The sequence below is a fragment of the Acinetobacter sp. TY2 genome (assembly GCF_046269225.1).
Classification (GTDB): domain Bacteria; phylum Pseudomonadota; class Gammaproteobacteria; order Pseudomonadales; family Moraxellaceae; genus Acinetobacter.
Map to the genome: position 1 here is coordinate 119,280 of NZ_JBJZOR010000006.1, position 15,910 is coordinate 135,189.

The window sequence follows — 15,910 nt, forward strand, 5'->3', positions numbered from 1 at the left end:
TTTTTTATATATCTGATAAATCTTCATCCGTAACTTCATTTTCTTTAATTTCTATATACCTGTTTATGTCATTGTATAAAAGGGTAAGGTGCTCTAAGCGTTCTTGGAATTTAAGATTTTCATTCATATGTTTGTGTAATTCTTTGGTGAATTTAGGGTTCGTAATATCTGCTATACCATTAATAGTATGGCTTAGTTTGTAATGTTCATTGTCATACATTGACTCGAATATATAACTATTAAGAAAGTAGATAAGTTCTTGTTTGTTATCACTATCATGAATAAGAAATTTTATTAAACTTGAGCTTGAAATAAAAAATTCATCAAAATCATGTGCTACACATTCGAAATATGACAAAATATCTTGAGGAATTTGATTGTTTTTTAAGTAATTAAATTGAAAAAAACTATTTTCTTTTACAGTTTCAAAAATTGGTAAAAGGAATAGTTTATAGTAAAAATATTTATTTAAATGAGAAATAAAGAAAGTTAAGTTATCGACTACTATTGGTTTAATCTTCTTATTAAAAATTTTTTTAGCATTTTCAATTTCTAATTTACTTATGAATTTTGCTAAATAAAATTCGTGAATACTTCTATGAATAAAAGTAAATTCAGTTCCATCTTGTAAAATTAAACATAAATATTTTGTAAAATCATTCATTACCAAATATGGTGAAGTCGTTAATTCATACTTAACCAAGGATTTTTTTATCTTTTCTATGAAGAGAGCTTGTCCAAAAAGAAGCTTATCTTCTAGAAACATTTCAAAACAAAATCTTTCAAAAATTAGTTCAAGATCATCTCTATTGAGTTTTGACTCACTTTCTCTATCCCATCCTTTTGATTTATCATGAGTAATTGAAACTAAGTCGAAAATATTTTTGTAAAAATCTACAATTCTTTCAGGAGGAGTAAAATCAGAGGTATATTTTCTAATATATAAACCAATCATCAATGGTGTAATAAGTACACTTTTTACTTCAGGGGTAGTATTTTGAATTGACTTAATAAGTTGTTCTTGAGCTTACTTTTTCAGTAACAATTTTTTCAATTAAATTTTGTCTGTCCTCATCGTCATAGCTATTAACCTTAATAATTTCAAAATAAGATGAATGTTTAATTTCAGAATCTGGTCTACTACTTACAATGAGTTTTAAGTTGGAAAAATTATTTGCTAATTTTTCTATTGTTGAAAGCGTGTCAGGAATGAAATCCTTACTGATCTCATCAAATGCATCAAGAAATAACGAAACATTTCCAGACTGTAATATGAATTTTACTTGTTCATTTTTGATGTTATTTGTCCAAGCCTCAATTTTTTCTTGAATTAAATATTCAAGGCTTTTTTCTTTTGATATGTTTTTTAGCTCAATGAAGATAGGGATTCTTGAATTTTTCGAAGCTTCTTGCAATGCCAAGTATCGCATTAAAATGGATTTTCCTTGCCCAACAGTCGCTTCCATTAAAATACTATGTTCGGTAGTTATTTGATCTAAACAATGTATTTTTGAGATACCATTTCTAGTGGTAATTGAGGGCGTATAAAAAAAACTATGCAAATCTACAGGTTTTTCAGCTCCTGTAAAAAGAGTTTTTACTAATCCTATTTTTTCAATAGAATCTACGAGTTGTTGGTTATTAATTGAAAATTTTTTAAGATTAAAGCGTTTTTCAAACTCTGTGCTTAGAAATGTATTTGTATTTTTTGCAATTTCTGAAAGTATAGGTCGTAGTGCTAATAAAGTTAATGCAGTTGAAATTGGTTCAGGCATGATGTAGTCGTTATAAAGCTCACTATTGTGAGCTAATATAACAACAATTTATAAATAAGTTAAACACTTACTGTGGTCTAGCCACATCACCACTCAAATACTCAGGCAAGTCTAAAACAGTGACTTCTAACTCTGCCAAAGCATCAGGACGAGCCACCACAAGGGCAATAAAACCACTCTCAAAAGCAGCACTATTCACCACTTGAATACCTTTGTTAAGCTGGTCACCCAAAGCAGGCACATCACCTGAACCCTGAATCACATGCAACCATGCTTTAGGCTTCGCTTTAAACCATAAACGCGCAATAACTTCCTGACCTAAATAACAACCTTTGTCATATTGAATCCCTTCACGTTGATGCAAACGGAGCTCTTGAGGTTGAAACAAACCTTGCGTGATTTGAGTGATAAAAGCTTGCCCATTTTGAATGGCAGAGACTTCCCAAGCAGTAATATCAGTCGTTTCTGCTGAAAAAGTAGTCGTATCGTCAACGAGTGTTGGAAAAACTGAACCCACGAGTTCTAGTTTCATTTTAGCGAAAGCACCATACTTTTTAATGTGCTTAGAAAACTCATCTGCTTGGTCGGCAGTTGTGACAATTTCGAAGTGTTCAGGATTGACCTTTTTTAGCCACAAACCGAAGTGGATACGACCTTTCAGATCACAAATAGCGGTATAACGCGTAACATTTTCAGCCAATGCTTCTGTATTTAAAGTGACCTGTCCTTGTAGAAATTTTTGTGCATCCACACCAATTAAAGTGAATGAAGAGAAAGCCAATTCGCTCATGAAATACTCACTTATCTAAAATCTAATACTAAAGAATGAATTCTATTTTCCGCTATTTTTCAGAAAAAAGCACATTTAGTGTAAATATTCCAATCAAGTTGTTACTAAATATTTCAAAACCCCCTATTTTTATATGTAACCATATGAAAAATATACGATTTGGGAAATGGCTTTTCGACAGTGTAGTATTCAGCCATTAGACATGCTGTACATAATGATGCAAGAGGCACAAAGTAATGAATAACAACTACCGTAAATCTCTGACAGATACCCAGCTCGAATACTTCGATGTGCGTCAAGCCGTAGAAGACATCCAGCAAGGCGCATACGCAAAACTTCCATACACATCAAAAGTATTGGCTGAACAATTGGTTCGTAAATGCGACCCAGCCATTCTTGAACAATCTTTAAAAGAACTGATTAACCGTAAACAAGACCATGATTTCCCTTGGTATCCTGCACGTGTAGTGTGTCATGACATTCTTGGTCAAACTGCACTTGTTGACCTTGCAGGCTTGCGTGATGCAATTGCAGAACAGGGCGGTGACCCGTCTAAAGTCAATCCAGTTGTGCCAACACAGCTTATTGTTGACCATTCTCTCGCTGTAGAGTTTGGTGGTTTTGACCCAGATGCTTTCGAGAAAAACCGTGCGATTGAAGACCGCCGTAATGAAGACCGTTTTCACTTCATTGAGTGGACTAAAACAGCTTTTGAAAATGTCGATGTAATTCCTGCGGGCAACGGCATCATGCACCAAATCAACTTGGAGAAAATGTCTCCAGTAATTCAAAATCGTGATGGTTTAGCATTCCCAGATACTTGTGTAGGTACAGACTCGCACACACCACATACAGATGCACTTGGCGTGATCTCAATTGGTGTAGGTGGACTCGAAGCTGAAAATGTAATGCTCGGTCGTGCATCTTGGATGCGTCTTCCAGATATCATCGGTGTGGAATTTGTGGGTCAGCGTCAGGCAGGCATTACGGCAACAGATATCGTTTTAGCATTAACTGAATTTCTACGCAAAGAACGTGTAGTTGGTGCATATTTAGAATTCTTCGGTGAAGGCGCAGACAGCATGTCAGTGGGTGATCGTGCAACGATTTCCAACATGACCCCTGAATATGGCGCAACAGCGGCTATGTTCTACATCGACCAAAACACCATTGATTATTTAACGCTTACAGGTCGTGAAGCGGATCAAGTTAAACTTGTTGAAAGCTATGCTAAAGAAATTGGTCTTTGGGCATCTGATATGACACAAGCGGAATATCCACGTGTATTACGTTTTGATTTATCGCAAGTAACTCGTAACATTGCAGGGCCGTCAAACCCACATGCGCGTGTGTCTACGGCTGACTTAAAAGCCAAAGGTATTGCAGGCAATTTAGAAGCGGCTCAAGCAGAAGAAGCAGCAGGCTTAATTCCTGATGGTGCGGTAATCATCGCAGCAATTACCTCGTGTACCAATACTTCAAACCCTCGTAATACAGTGGCAGCAGGCTTGCTTGCACGCAAAGCCAATGAACTTGGTTTAGTGCGTAAACCTTGGGTTAAATCATCTTTTGCACCAGGTTCTAAAGCAGCTGCTTTGTACCTTGAAGAAGCAGGTGTACTCACCGACTTAGAAAAACTCGGTTTTGGTATCGTGGGATATGCTTGTACCACTTGTAATGGTATGTCAGGCGCATTAGACCCTGTAATTCAAAAAGAAATTATCGATCGTGATGTGTACGCAACTGCAGTACTTTCAGGGAACCGTAACTTCGATGGTCGTATCCATCCTTATGCAAAACAAGCATTCTTAGCTTCACCTCCGCTTGTTGTTGCTTATGCGATAGCAGGAACAATTCGTTTTGACATCGAAACAGATTCTTTGGGCAATGATAAAGATGGTAATCCAATTTATTTAAAAGACATTTGGCCATCAGATGAAGAAATTGATGCACTTGTAAAAGTTGCGGTTAAGCCTGAACAATTTAAGAAAATTTACATTCCAATGTTTGATTTGGGCGTGAATGCTAAATCTGAAAGCCCGTTGTATAACTGGCGTCCGCAAAGTACCTATATTCGCCGTCCGCCGTATTGGGAAGGTGCTTTGGCAGCTCCACGTACTTTGGCAAATATGCGTCCACTTGCAATTTTGGGTGACAATATCACCACGGATCATTTGTCTCCATCAAATGCGATTGTGTTAGACAGTGCTTCAGGTGAATATTTGAAGAAAATGGGCGTACCTGAGGAAGATTTTAACTCTTACGCAACGCACCGTGGCGACCATTTGACTACGCAACGTGCAACATTTGCGAATCCTAAACTGTTCAATGAAATGGTGGTTCGTGCTGATGGTACGATCAAGCAGGGTTCGAAAGCGCGAGTTGAACCTGAAGGCGAAGTGATGCGTATGTGGGAAGCGATTGAAACTTATATGAATCGTAAACAACCATTGATCATCATTGCAGGTAAAGACTATGGTCAGGGTTCAAGCCGTGACTGGGCTGCTAAAGGTGTTCGTCTTGCAGGTGTTGAAGTGATTGTTGCGGAAGGTTTTGAGCGTATTCACCGTACCAACCTTGTCGGTATGGGTGTGTTACCACTTGAGTTTAAAGCAGGCGTTGACCGTAAGACGTTAAAGCTTGATGGTACTGAGTTGTATAGCGTGATTGGAAATATTGCACCTCGTTCTGACTTAACTTTGGTGATTGAGCGTGCGACAGAAGATGGTAAGAGTGAAATTGTTGAAGTCGCTGTAACTTGCCGTCTGGATACTGAAGAAGAGGTGCATGTGTATGAAGCGGGTGGTGTGTTGCAGCGCTTTGCACAGGACTTTTTGGAAGGGAATGTGGCTTAAGTAAAAATAAGTCATTTTAATACTTGAAATAATTTTATAAAGCCATATTTCAAATATGGTTTTATTTTTTGGAAAATGGAAATGTCTCTTTTAAGGGAAATTCAAAACGATGCAGTAAACTCTAATGTTAAAGTTTCTGATTTATTAAGACGATGCAAAGTTTTAGCTTATCGATTGGGTAATGACGATTTTAAAACTTGGGTTGATTCAGAGCTTAATGGATATGAATTGTTGGATGATATTCCGTCTTATCGAATTTTCAATAATGTTACTTCAAAAGGACACTTTTCAGGTGCATTTGGATCAGGGCTAAGAAATGCTGATATTCCATCAAATTGCTTTCCTAAAGAATTTCGAAAAAATTTAACAACAGTTTCATTAACTGCGCCAATTGCTGAAATTGAATCACTTGTGATGGGTTCTTCTAAAAAGGGTAAATTATTACAGCAACCTTGGGATGCAAATTTTGTGGCTATGTTTAGCAATAAAGTTTATGAGCATATGGTATGTGTACAAGCCTGGAAAGTTATACCCTCTACGAAATTGGAGGGAATTGTTGATATCGTAAAAACCAAAATATTAAATTTTGTATTAGAAATAGAAGTTATTAATCCTGAAGCTGGCGAAGCAGAGTTGAATTCAAACCCAATTTCTCAAGAAAAAGTGAGTCAAATTTTTAATATTAATATTTCAGGAAATGTTGGTAATTTAGCTTCAGGGAATAGCCACAGTACTATTCAGCAATCTAACAATACTGAAATTCCAAAAGAGTTCATGGAATTAATTGCGAAGATTCAGGATGTAAATGAAGAAGATAACGAGGTTTTACAAGAACTAGAAGATAGAATAGAGGAGCTCGGTAGAAATGTTGGTACTAAAAATTATAAGGAAAAGTATTTGGAGCTTATGGGTTTTTTATCAGACCATACAACAGTAGTAAGTGGTTTGGTTATGCCTTTTTTACCATATTTAAGTTCATTTTTGGTGACTTAAGTTTTAATCATAAAGGAGGGTTTGATTGATTTATATTCTAAAAATACCTATCATAAGATATATATTAAGACTATTGGAGTAGGTGATGACTACAGCAAAAGTTTTTATGACAGGTCGTAGCCAAGCTATTCGTTTACCGAAAGAATTTCGCTTTGAAGGAAAAGAAGTCGAAATCTTTCGTCGTGGTGAGGAAGTGATACTGCGTGAAAAACCTGTGACAGCAGACTATTTATTCAAAGTATTGGCACAGATGCCTGAGGACTTCTATGTAGAAGAAAGGATGGATGAACCACCGCAAGAACGAGAAGAATTCTAATGCCGACACAATACTTATTGGATACTAATATTTGTATCTATATCACTAAGCATCAACCTGAAATTGTCCGCCAGCATTTTGAAAAGCATTTGCCAAATCGTAACATTTTAATGTCAGTGATTACTTTAGGAGAGTTACGTTTTGGTGCTGAAAAAAGTCAAAACAAAGAAAAGGCTTTAAAAGTCATAGATGAATTAAGCGCAATCATTCCTGTTGTTGAACTGGATGAAACAGTTGCTGAACATTATGCACAAATACGAAAAGACTTAACTTTAAAAGGTCAGATTATAGGTAACAATGATTTATGGCTTGCAGCACATGCGAGAGCAAATGATTGGGTCATGGTGACCAATAATGAAAAAGAATTTTTACGAGTCAATCAATTAAAAATAGAAAATTGGGTAACAAAAGCGATTTAGAAATCTAATGAGAGTTGGTCTATATTTGTTTGCACATAAGAACTTTCAATAAAATATAAGCTAAGAAACTCATGCCAAAAAAATCCCCTGAACAAAAAGCCGAAGAAAAACATCGCTATATTGTAGCAAGTGGTGCAGCCAATACAGCAAACTTGAACCATTCCTAACAGAGCCGAATCAAGCGATTCGAGTCATGGTAGCAATGAACCCTGATGCAGATGCTGAAATACTTGACCGCTTTGCAAACGACAAATTTTGGGGGAGTACGCATAGAAGTGGTGGGTCATCCGAATGTCAGCGAAGAAACATTACGCAGATTATTCGAAGCTAAGGTTAGCAAAAAAGGAGTCATCCATCACGCAGCACATGCAAAGCTACTCGAACGAGGCATTGAGTTTGGTGAAGATAGAATGCTACTTGATATGAGAAAATAAAAGAAAGACTTAAATAGAAATTTCGATTCATTTCTTAACATTAACGAAGAAAACATAGCAAACTCTAAAACCACATCACAAAATCTAGATAAATTCCCAAAAATTACAGTTTTATATTTCTTGCAAAAATGACACCATTTTTATTTAAAATAACTAATAGACAAACCTCAAAAATTGATTATACTTTATTCACCATTTCTAAAAACCTATGGAGAACAAAAATGGTTACTGCTGGCGAACAACCCGGAACAGGCTTCTATTTTTGTGTCCAATGCGGACATCGCGCTTACTTAGAAATTGGTACAGACCGTTTACCCCCGTGTACCAAATGCCTTGGCAATCAATTCAACAATAAGAATGCCTAAGCAGCACAAATAAAACAGTTACTCACTGTTTAAAAAAAAGCCCTATTACTCAATAGGGCTTTTTGCTACCTTATTTAATAATTTATAAAAATAAAGGTAGATGCACAATGATTGAAACAATACTCAGCCTATGCATAGGCATTGGATTAAGTGCAGCCTGTGGCTTTCGTGTCTTTGTTCCATTACTGGTGATGAGCGTTGCATCACTGACTGGATTATTTGAACCCATGAAAGGTTTTGAGTGGTTGGCAATGCCGTCAGTTTGTATCGGGCTTACAGTGGCGACCGTTTGTGAAATTGGGGCTTATTACATTCCGTGGGTAGATAACTCTTTAGACAGCATTTCTACACCTGCGGCGATGATTGCAGGTACACTGACCACGATGGCAGTGAGTACAGGAGAAATGTCACCCTTTGCAAGTTGGGCAGCAGCAATTATTGTTGGGGGGGGAACAGCATCAGCAGTACAACTTAGTACCGTTGCAGTCCGTGGCTTATCTACAGCAACGACAGGAGGGATTGCTAATCCATTGGTTTCTACAACTGAATGGATGAGTGCATTGCTGATCTCTGTCTTATCATTTTTTGTTCCTGTATTCGTAGTCATTGCTGGGATTATTCTGATGATTATTGGAATCCGTTGGATTCGTCGTAAAAAACAAGAAAATTTAAATCATTCAGCAGTATAAAGAAAATAATTGCTCATTTAGTTTGATTTTTATCCAAGATCAGTTTAGTTTTATAAAGACATACTTTTTGTATGGGATTATTTTAAATTGAACTTTAAAGTATTGGGGAGAGTGCTATGATCAAATTTATTATCAATGAAAATCCCTCAGCCAATGGGGTCTATCAAATACATAATGCAACACAGGGTTGTGAACACTTGCCTAATTTGAGCCAACAAATTCTGATTGGGTATTTCGCAAATATTGAGCTTGCTTTGAAAAGAGCCAAAATGAATTGGTCGAAAGAAAAAATTCAGCCCTGTAAAGCTTGTTGTGCAGAGCAATGATGTTGATCTTTTAGCGTCATCAATTTAATTTTAAATGTTGTTAAACTCAGCTTTTAGGCTGAGTTTTTTATATTTCTAAATATGTTTATATCAAAAATGATGAAATAAAAAGTATATATTGAGGTACATAAAATTTTTAAAATTTCTATGTGCTTCAATATAAAAAGATTTATCAAAAAAGTATGATTGATATTTCACCTAATACTAAAGGCGTATAAAAAATACGTGTATATTTGTGAATTGAAACACTAAAAATTGATTAAATTTTAATAAAATCACGTATTAGACTGTTTTTAAACAATAAGATAAGTGTTATTAATAAACAACAATACTTAAAACACATGGATTAGTGAAAGCATGAAAAATTTTGAAGTTGAAATTACTTTATCTGAAGGAAATGGGGCGGAGCAAACGGAAAGCTTTGAATCACAAGATATAAATTTAATATTACGTAAGTTTTTTAATATCAATTGGCGTCGTCAATTATTGAAACAATTACAACAGATGGAAAGTGAAAGTACTTTTAGCGTAATGAACGTTGAGACTGAACAATATATAAGTATAACGTTAAATGCACACAGTACTCAGACTGAACCACAGTTTCATATTGACAGTAATATTGAGTTTAGCGTGGTGAGTAAGGAGTTATTAGGATTACTCAAACGAACCAAAAATTATACGGTAATTTATAAAAATTTAAATCAAAGCCAAGTTGTTGAACAACTTTCGGTTTTTTTAGATGGACAAGTTGATTCAATGATTGAGCATTACAAACAATTACTTCATAAAAAGTCATTGCAGGAATATCGCATCGCTTAATTTGAAAACAGTACAAGATACTTAGCTTAAAAGAGGAGTATCTTGTACTGGGTTTATTCAATTTGAATAAATCATCTGAGTAGTGATTTGGAAAAAAAGCAGTGCTTTTTAACTTTAAAATGATAAAAAAAGCAGTAAAAATATTTTTTTTGGGAAATTATTTTTATTTTATAGTAAACAATGAAAAATATTCCTAAAAATATTGGAAATGAGTAAATCTTCGGAAATTAATTCCGTATAGCTTTAACTATTATAGCTTTCAAGGGTGTGATGGGATCGAAAAGAGTAGCATGCTGTGAGCGGCGCAAAACGCGAGTGCAGTACAAACCCACAAGGTCTCGATTCGGCTTAGGACGCTATAGATCAAAAGTTTATAGGCTAGAAGGTCATTTCTTACCAAGAGTGATAGTTGAAGTAAAACATCAGATTTTCCCTCACCCCTTAAAAATTCTGCTTCATCAGTAATTCTGAGTCATCTTCATCAAAAATTCCAAATATCATTTCACTTCAAACTTGAAGCACATTTTATAGATCGCTCTCGTCTTATTTTTGCTGCTCAGCATGTAAAATATCATTCAATTTTGTCATGTATTTATAGCAATACATTCTTCATGCATTTGTAAATAAAAACACTTTAAGTTAATTAAAATAAATTCAAAGTATTTGAGTTGGTTTTAACTGTTTTAATGAAAACATGTATAGGAGTCTATGTTTTTGATTTGAAGAATGAAAAGTATCGCAAAAAATATTTTTGTTCCGTAAAAATGGATTAAGCATAGGCAGATCATGATTTCTTAGACTAAATGTGATAACACTCTTGGAAAGTCTGTATATTCAACGATTAAGAATAGATAATCATCGAAAATCCCGTAGGCAAAAGGGAAAATACTCCTGCTAGTATCTCATTGCTAGGGTATAGGAATAAATAATAATGAAAAACTTTGAAGTAGAAATACATTTTCCGGGTCGAAAAAATGTATTAGATTCTGAAGTATCTCCTGACAATACAACCCAGGAAGTATTGGCAAAATTTGACTCACTCAATTGGCGTGGTTTACGTATTTTACAGTTGCAAATGGACGGTTCAAATTCTACATTTTTTGTGAAAAACCAAGAAACTGGAGAATATTTAAACATTACACTTAATGCATTTTCAGTCGGTGATGCGCTTGAGTTTCGTTTAGAGAGCAATATTCCAATGATGGTTCCATTTAAAGATTTATTTGGTCTAATTACTCGTCAATCTAAATCTGTACTTGGTTATAAAAGTATTGGCTTTGAACAATTGACTCACTACTTAACTGCATTTGTCTGTGGTGAGCGTGATCAGATGAGAGAATATTATATGCAGTTACTTCAAGATAAAGCAGCGCAAGGTCGTATGGTCGCCGCTTAAATAGGTTGATCGAACAGGGACTGAAGTCTTGGGGAGCTTGCCTTGTTCGATCGAAATTTGCTTCAAGCGCAAGAACACTTCGGTGTTCTTTTTTTTATAAAATTTAAAAGTACAAAATGCACATTTAGTACAATATTTGCATGATAAATTTCTGAATAAATATAGTTTATATGTAGTAAAAACTTCTTTATTTAAATTAATTCAGGAAAAAATACTTTAAAGATGTCTAATTGCGGAAAATAATCCTAAATCAGTTTGAAATCAACTGGTCTTAGGGAAATAATTCCGACGCCTTTTGGCTACTATAGATTTCAAGGGTGTGATGGGATCGAAAAGAGTAGCATGCTGTGAGTTACGTATAACGTGAGTGCAGTACATACCCAAAAGGTCTCGATTCGGCTTAGGACGCTATAGATCACAAGTTTATAGGCTAAAGCTAGTCGCTTACAAAGCGATCGTTGTTGAAGTAAATTAAATTTTCCCAAATGCCCCAAGAATTTTTTATCTGTCTTATCTGTAGATTGTATGGCTTATTTTAACATTCACAATATAAAATGACCCAAACCAACCATTACAATAATCTTTATATCTAGTATCAATTTTTCCTTAGTTGTTTTGTACTATGTTTCATATTTATTGGTATATTTTACGGTTTGCCTAAAGACTATTTTTTCATAAGCTTTATAGTATTTAAAAGCGTATATTCAACCCATCATTGAATTTATCTAATCATGACAGTTAATCTTAAAAATTGTGAAAATTCAGTGATTCAGGTTATCCTAGAAGCGGTCTAAGCCGAACGGTATTGCATGAAAATTTTAGATTATTTACTAACGACTCATGTCTATTTTCGTCGTATTTTTATTCTTATTAGCTTACTGTTAATAGGATGGCTCGACCTTGCAACAGGGTTTGAATATTCTATTACGGTATTTTATTTAATACCCGTTTCTATTGCCGCTTGGTATGAGCCAACACGCATTGCATTGAGCGCAGTGATCTTGTCAGGTTTAATTTGGTTATATAGCGATTTTCATACAGGGCATATTTATAGTAGTCCAATCATTCCCTATTGGAATGCAGGCGTACGGGTAATTTCATTTGCGATTGTGGCATTTCTACTGATTCGAGTAAAAACAGTGCTTGCCGAAATGACGTGTATGGCAATGAAAGATTCATTAACGGGCTTAAATAACTTCCGTTCATTTGAGATTCAGTATGAAATTGCCTATCGTCAACGTAGTAAAGAACAGCAGTCAGCCATTTGTGTCATTGATCTTGATGGTTTTAAGCAAGTCAATGATCGACTTGGGCATAGTCAGGGTGATGAGGTGCTTATTCGCTTTGCTCGCGTATTACAAAAATCAGTGTCTTCTGCAGATATTGTAGCGCGTATGGGCGGAGATGAGTTTGTAGTATTATTGAATGATACTAATCAGCAAGCGGTTGATACTTATGAAGGGCATCTTCGTCAATTATTTTCTAGAACGGAAATGAAGCGAGATTTTGGTGTCGATTTTAGTATGGGGATCAGCCTGTTTTATGAGTTACCTCATAAACCTGATGACGCAAAACATCATGCTGATGGCTTAATGTATCAGTCTAAAGATCTAGGTAAGGCGACAACAACCGTAAAATCAGTTGAAGTATAAAAAATCAGAATGTTTTAACACCCAAATACAAAATAATGGCACTACAAAGAGTAGCGAATATGATCAGGACTATTTAAAATCTGATTTGAAATATTTTGAACCAGCCCTTATGCCTTTGAACACCCATTTTGTTTATGCTCCGCCACAGCAAGCCCTTGTTATTTTGTATGAAGATGATGATTTGGTGATTATTGATAAACCTGCGGGGCTGTTGTCTGTACCAGGGCGTTTGCCTGAGCATCATGACAGTGCTTACTTACGAGTAGTTGAGCAATTTCCTTTAGCTAAAATTACCCATCGTTTAGATATGGCGACTTCAGGTATTTTAATGTTTGCGAAACACCGTGATGCGGAAGTTGCGGTGAGCAAAATGTTTCAGGCAAGAACCGTCAAGAAAAATTATGTTGCTTTGGTTCAGGGTAAACTCGAAAAACAGGGTCAAGTCGATGTTCCACTCATTACTGATTGGGAAAATCGTCCGCGTCAAATGGTGCATTATGAACTCGGGAAGTCCGCACAGACGTTATATGAACGTGTTGAATATTATGAAAATCAGGATATTAGCAGAGTGTTGTTGACTCCAATTACAGGACGTTCACATCAACTTCGTGTTCACATGATGCATATTGGGCATCCAATTACAGGTGATGAAATTTATCATCCTGAGCCGATAAAAAGTCCTTTAGGGCGTATGGCTTTACATGCGTGTTTACTTGAATTTAAGCAACCGTTGAGTGGCATTGACTTAAAAATTCAGGGAAGTGTTCCGTTTTAATAATATCCTTTGTTGCAAAATTGAAAGTGAACGCTAATTTATCGCCTGAAGTGAGATTTAATCTGCAAAATGCAATAATTTTGCGCTAATCTAGAATCAATAATCACCGTCTTTCTGTAAAAGGATAATCTCATGACCCGCAATTACGAACTCTACCCAGATGATGACAATGGCAACGTACTGTGGCAAATGCATACAGATGGTGATGACCTGACTGAACCACATGAAATTGAATATTCAATTGCATTTAAAAGTGAGGAACAAGCGGATCAGTGTGCGTTATATTTGCTAAAAGAAGAACAAAAAATCAGTTTGTTTGAAGATACCGAAGGCGAAAGTTCAGAGTGGATTATCACGATTTACGTCTATATGGAACCTGAGCATTCAGATATTGTCGATTTAGAAGAATGGTTTACCAAAATTGCAGAACAGCATGGTGGTGAATACGATGGCTGGGGTTGCATGGCGTATGTTTACGATGATGAAGACGAAGAAGATGAAGCCTAAACATATTTAAGCCAATCGTCTTAAATGAAAATTAAAAAGAGATGTTCAACATCTCTTTTTTTATGGGCTTTTATTGGTTTAAAGCCCGCTGTAATATAAATTTTACATGTAAATGGATAAGCTTAATTCGACAGGTAAAGTCGAGGAACAATACATGAACATTAAACAAAAAAGAATTTATGATGAAATATTAGTAACTGATGGCAAAAGAATTTTGTTAGATCGACTTTGGCCTAGAGGAATTAAAAAAGAAGTAGCTCAGATCGATTTATGGCCAAAAGGATTAAGCCCATCCAATGAATTACGAAAATGGTATCATGAAGCGCCAGAACAGCGTTGGGATGTATTTCAGCAGCGTTATTTGGAGGAGTTGGCAGAGCAAAGTCAGGATCTTGATGAATTGTGGAATTTTATGACGAGAGAGAAAACAGTAACTTTTCTGACGGCATCTAAAAATACCATGCAAAATCATTTAACAGTGATAGTGAATTTAATCAAGCAAAGAGAAAACTGAGCGGTATTTTTATTGCCTTAAAATAAATATGTGATTTAAATTTTTGAAAATTATAAAAATGTTATAATTAATTTTTGCCTTTTTAATTTTTGAGGTGGCTTATGTCTTTGCCTAATTGTCCAAAATGTCAGTCTGAATATACCTATGAAGATGCAGGTGTACTGATTTGCCCCGAATGTACTTATGAATGGAAAGAAGGTGAGGTACTTGCAGGTGATGAGATCAGCATCATTAAAGATGCATTTGGTAATGTCCTTGCAGATGGTGATGCTGTCACTGTGGTTAAAGATTTGAAATTGAAAGGTTCATCATCAGTTGTTCGCCAAGGAACGAAAGTCAAAAATATTCGTTTAGTTCCTGATGCAACAGATGGTCATGATCTTGATTGTAAAGTTGATGGGATTGGAAGCATTAAACTGAAATCAGAATATGTTAAAAAAGCTTAATTGCTAAAGATGATAATTCATTAAGATGTCAGAAATAAGGTAACAAATTTCAACTGGATTTGTTGCCCTAAAATGCTTACAAATAATTGAAAATAAAATTGAATCACAGAAGAATAAAAATGTCTGAATATTTATCAAAATCAGCACACCCAAGTGTAAAGCAGCAGTCGGCAATTCATTCGAAACGGCTTTTACAACTCTTTTTCCAACCAAAGCGTTATTTTCAAGATTTACCCCATCTAGATCGGAGCAAAGTTTATTTGCTTGCCTATTTACTTGGTATCTTTGTGGTTATGGATCGTATTGATACTCAAATGATTAAAGCTGAATTAAATTCTAGCTCTAATATCCTTGATTTTACTGTAAATAATTGGATCAATTATTGGGGATTTGTATTAACGGTTGGTTTATTCGGTGGTTTTATTGCATGGCATTTATATGGATGGTGGTATGAATTTCGCTTAAAAAGATGTGGGGTATCATCCCCCGATCCTACCTTGGCAAAACAGGTGAATGTCTTACAGTGGATGAGTGCAGTTGTTCCGATTATTGCTGTTACTATTATTCAAACTTTACTGTATCAAAACTATAACGAGGCATATTATGCAGATGAAATCTGGAGTGTAATTATTGTTCTAGTTACTTTAGTTTACTCTTGCTTGGTGAGTTTTATTGCAGCTAAAACTGTATTTCAAGTCAATCGTTGGGGCATTTTTTGGTTTTTGATTTTACCTTTATTGTTTTATTCAACAGTGATTTTTGCTGTTGCCATGATGTTTATAGCAGAGTGAAGATTTTTGAATTATTTATATAATAAATATCAATAAGATATTTGTTTT

Annotated in this window: 19 protein-coding genes; 16 read left to right on the forward strand and 3 right to left on the reverse strand. The window is 35.3% G+C overall.

What is annotated here, in order from left to right; genetic code table 11:
* Positions 1-4 precede the first annotated feature (4 nt).
* The 3 genes from ACK1JC_RS05550 to ACK1JC_RS05560 all read right to left on the reverse strand — a co-directional run bounded on the left by ACK1JC_RS05550 (position 5) and on the right by ACK1JC_RS05560 (position 2,565).
* On the reverse strand, positions 5-955 hold the full coding sequence (locus tag ACK1JC_RS05550; RefSeq protein ID WP_409510868.1) for a hypothetical protein: 951 nt from the start codon (positions 953-955) through the stop codon (positions 5-7).
* A 52-nt stretch (positions 956-1,007) separates the two neighbouring features.
* Positions 1,008-1,775 carry an NACHT domain-containing protein gene (locus ACK1JC_RS05555; RefSeq protein WP_409510869.1) on the reverse strand — a complete coding sequence of 256 codons (768 nt, stop codon included), beginning with the start codon at positions 1,773-1,775 and terminating at the stop codon, positions 1,008-1,010.
* Between the two features lie 67 nt (positions 1,776-1,842).
* Complete coding sequence (locus ACK1JC_RS05560) at positions 1,843-2,565, reverse strand: YgfZ/GcvT domain-containing protein (RefSeq protein ID WP_409510870.1); 723 nt, start codon at positions 2,563-2,565, stop codon at positions 1,843-1,845.
* Between the two features lie 236 nt (positions 2,566-2,801).
* Here ACK1JC_RS05560 and acnD point away from each other — a divergent pair, with 236 nt between their 5' ends.
* The 16 genes from acnD (at position 2,802) to ACK1JC_RS05640 (ending at position 15,862) form a co-directional block, all read left to right on the forward strand.
* Positions 2,802-5,420 (forward strand): Fe/S-dependent 2-methylisocitrate dehydratase AcnD, encoded by a 2,619-nt coding sequence (acnD, locus tag ACK1JC_RS05565; RefSeq protein WP_409510871.1) that lies wholly within the window; start codon positions 2,802-2,804, stop codon positions 5,418-5,420.
* An 81-nt stretch (positions 5,421-5,501) separates the two neighbouring features.
* The gene (locus ACK1JC_RS05570; protein WP_409510872.1) at positions 5,502-6,413 is read left to right on the forward strand and encodes a hypothetical protein; all 912 of its coding nucleotides are present in this window, start codon (positions 5,502-5,504) and stop codon (positions 6,411-6,413) included.
* Between the two features lie 85 nt (positions 6,414-6,498).
* Positions 6,499-6,729 (forward strand): antitoxin, encoded by a 231-nt coding sequence (locus ACK1JC_RS05575; RefSeq protein WP_409510873.1) that lies wholly within the window; start codon positions 6,499-6,501, stop codon positions 6,727-6,729.
* Complete coding sequence (locus ACK1JC_RS05580; protein ID WP_409510874.1) at positions 6,729-7,148, forward strand: type II toxin-antitoxin system VapC family toxin; 420 nt, start codon at positions 6,729-6,731, stop codon at positions 7,146-7,148. The genes ACK1JC_RS05575 and ACK1JC_RS05580 overlap by 1 nt, the downstream gene beginning before the upstream one ends.
* 212 nt (positions 7,149-7,360) lie before the next feature.
* Complete coding sequence (locus tag ACK1JC_RS05585; protein ID WP_409510875.1) at positions 7,361-7,582, forward strand: hypothetical protein; 222 nt, start codon at positions 7,361-7,363, stop codon at positions 7,580-7,582.
* Between the two features lie 128 nt (positions 7,583-7,710).
* Complete coding sequence (locus ACK1JC_RS05590; RefSeq protein ID WP_409510876.1) at positions 7,711-7,947, forward strand: zinc ribbon-containing protein; 237 nt, start codon at positions 7,711-7,713, stop codon at positions 7,945-7,947.
* Between the two features lie 110 nt (positions 7,948-8,057).
* Positions 8,058-8,636, forward strand: coding sequence for a DUF4126 domain-containing protein (locus ACK1JC_RS05595; protein ID WP_409510931.1), 579 nt, complete (start codon positions 8,058-8,060; stop codon positions 8,634-8,636).
* Between the two features lie 116 nt (positions 8,637-8,752).
* Positions 8,753-8,962: a hypothetical protein gene (locus tag ACK1JC_RS05600; RefSeq protein WP_409510877.1), complete on the forward strand. Its 210-nt coding sequence runs from the start codon at positions 8,753-8,755 to the stop codon at positions 8,960-8,962.
* 357 nt (positions 8,963-9,319) lie between these two features.
* Positions 9,320-9,781: a hypothetical protein gene (locus ACK1JC_RS05605; RefSeq protein WP_409510878.1), complete on the forward strand. Its 462-nt coding sequence runs from the start codon at positions 9,320-9,322 to the stop codon at positions 9,779-9,781.
* 931 nt (positions 9,782-10,712) lie between these two features.
* Positions 10,713-11,177, forward strand: coding sequence for a hypothetical protein (locus ACK1JC_RS05610; RefSeq protein WP_409510879.1), 465 nt, complete (start codon positions 10,713-10,715; stop codon positions 11,175-11,177).
* A gap of 809 nt (positions 11,178-11,986) precedes the next feature.
* Positions 11,987-12,829 (forward strand): GGDEF domain-containing protein, encoded by an 843-nt coding sequence (locus ACK1JC_RS05615; protein WP_409510880.1) that lies wholly within the window; start codon positions 11,987-11,989, stop codon positions 12,827-12,829.
* A gap of 109 nt (positions 12,830-12,938) precedes the next feature.
* Positions 12,939-13,604 (forward strand): pseudouridine synthase, encoded by a 666-nt coding sequence (locus tag ACK1JC_RS05620; protein WP_409510881.1) that lies wholly within the window; start codon positions 12,939-12,941, stop codon positions 13,602-13,604.
* 132 nt (positions 13,605-13,736) lie between these two features.
* Positions 13,737-14,111, forward strand: coding sequence for a ribonuclease E inhibitor RraB (locus ACK1JC_RS05625; protein WP_409510882.1), 375 nt, complete (start codon positions 13,737-13,739; stop codon positions 14,109-14,111).
* Between the two features lie 154 nt (positions 14,112-14,265).
* Positions 14,266-14,625: a DUF488 domain-containing protein gene (locus tag ACK1JC_RS05630; protein WP_409510883.1), complete on the forward strand. Its 360-nt coding sequence runs from the start codon at positions 14,266-14,268 to the stop codon at positions 14,623-14,625.
* A 101-nt stretch (positions 14,626-14,726) separates the two neighbouring features.
* The gene (locus tag ACK1JC_RS05635) at positions 14,727-15,071 is read left to right on the forward strand and encodes a zinc ribbon domain-containing protein YjdM (RefSeq protein ID WP_409510884.1); all 345 of its coding nucleotides are present in this window, start codon (positions 14,727-14,729) and stop codon (positions 15,069-15,071) included.
* Between the two features lie 119 nt (positions 15,072-15,190).
* Complete coding sequence (locus ACK1JC_RS05640; RefSeq protein ID WP_409510885.1) at positions 15,191-15,862, forward strand: hypothetical protein; 672 nt, start codon at positions 15,191-15,193, stop codon at positions 15,860-15,862.
* The last annotated feature ends 48 nt before the right edge of the window (positions 15,863-15,910 follow it).

Bases quoted from the DNA above. Each gene is read 5' to 3' on its own strand.
- ACK1JC_RS05570 (WP_409510872.1), top strand. From the start codon at position 5,502: ATGTCTCTTTTAAGGGAAATTCAAAACGATGCAGTAAACTCTAATGTT.
- ACK1JC_RS05625 (WP_409510882.1), top strand. From the start codon at position 13,737: ATGACCCGCAATTACGAACTCTACCCAGATGATGACAATGGCAACGTA.
- ACK1JC_RS05610 (WP_409510879.1), top strand. From the start codon at position 10,713: ATGAAAAACTTTGAAGTAGAAATACATTTTCCGGGTCGAAAAAATGTA.
- ACK1JC_RS05640 (WP_409510885.1), top strand. From the start codon at position 15,191: ATGTCTGAATATTTATCAAAATCAGCACACCCAAGTGTAAAGCAGCAG.
- ACK1JC_RS05615 (WP_409510880.1), top strand. From the start codon at position 11,987: ATGAAAATTTTAGATTATTTACTAACGACTCATGTCTATTTTCGTCGT.
- ACK1JC_RS05630 (WP_409510883.1), top strand. From the start codon at position 14,266: ATGAACATTAAACAAAAAAGAATTTATGATGAAATATTAGTAACTGAT.
- ACK1JC_RS05575 (WP_409510873.1), top strand. From the start codon at position 6,499: ATGACTACAGCAAAAGTTTTTATGACAGGTCGTAGCCAAGCTATTCGT.
- ACK1JC_RS05600 (WP_409510877.1), top strand. From the start codon at position 8,753: ATGATCAAATTTATTATCAATGAAAATCCCTCAGCCAATGGGGTCTAT.
- ACK1JC_RS05590 (WP_409510876.1), top strand. From the start codon at position 7,711: ATGACACCATTTTTATTTAAAATAACTAATAGACAAACCTCAAAAATT.
- ACK1JC_RS05555 (WP_409510869.1), bottom strand. From the start codon at position 1,775: ATGCCTGAACCAATTTCAACTGCATTAACTTTATTAGCACTACGACCT.
- ACK1JC_RS05635 (WP_409510884.1), top strand. From the start codon at position 14,727: ATGTCTTTGCCTAATTGTCCAAAATGTCAGTCTGAATATACCTATGAA.
- ACK1JC_RS05605 (WP_409510878.1), top strand. From the start codon at position 9,320: ATGAAAAATTTTGAAGTTGAAATTACTTTATCTGAAGGAAATGGGGCG.
- ACK1JC_RS05585 (WP_409510875.1), top strand. From the start codon at position 7,361: ATGCAGATGCTGAAATACTTGACCGCTTTGCAAACGACAAATTTTGGG.
- ACK1JC_RS05560 (WP_409510870.1), bottom strand. From the start codon at position 2,565: ATGAGCGAATTGGCTTTCTCTTCATTCACTTTAATTGGTGTGGATGCA.
- ACK1JC_RS05550 (WP_409510868.1), bottom strand. From the start codon at position 955: ATGATTGGTTTATATATTAGAAAATATACCTCTGATTTTACTCCTCCT.
- acnD (WP_409510871.1), top strand. From the start codon at position 2,802: ATGAATAACAACTACCGTAAATCTCTGACAGATACCCAGCTCGAATAC.
- ACK1JC_RS05620 (WP_409510881.1), top strand. From the start codon at position 12,939: ATGCCTTTGAACACCCATTTTGTTTATGCTCCGCCACAGCAAGCCCTT.
- ACK1JC_RS05580 (WP_409510874.1), top strand. From the start codon at position 6,729: ATGCCGACACAATACTTATTGGATACTAATATTTGTATCTATATCACT.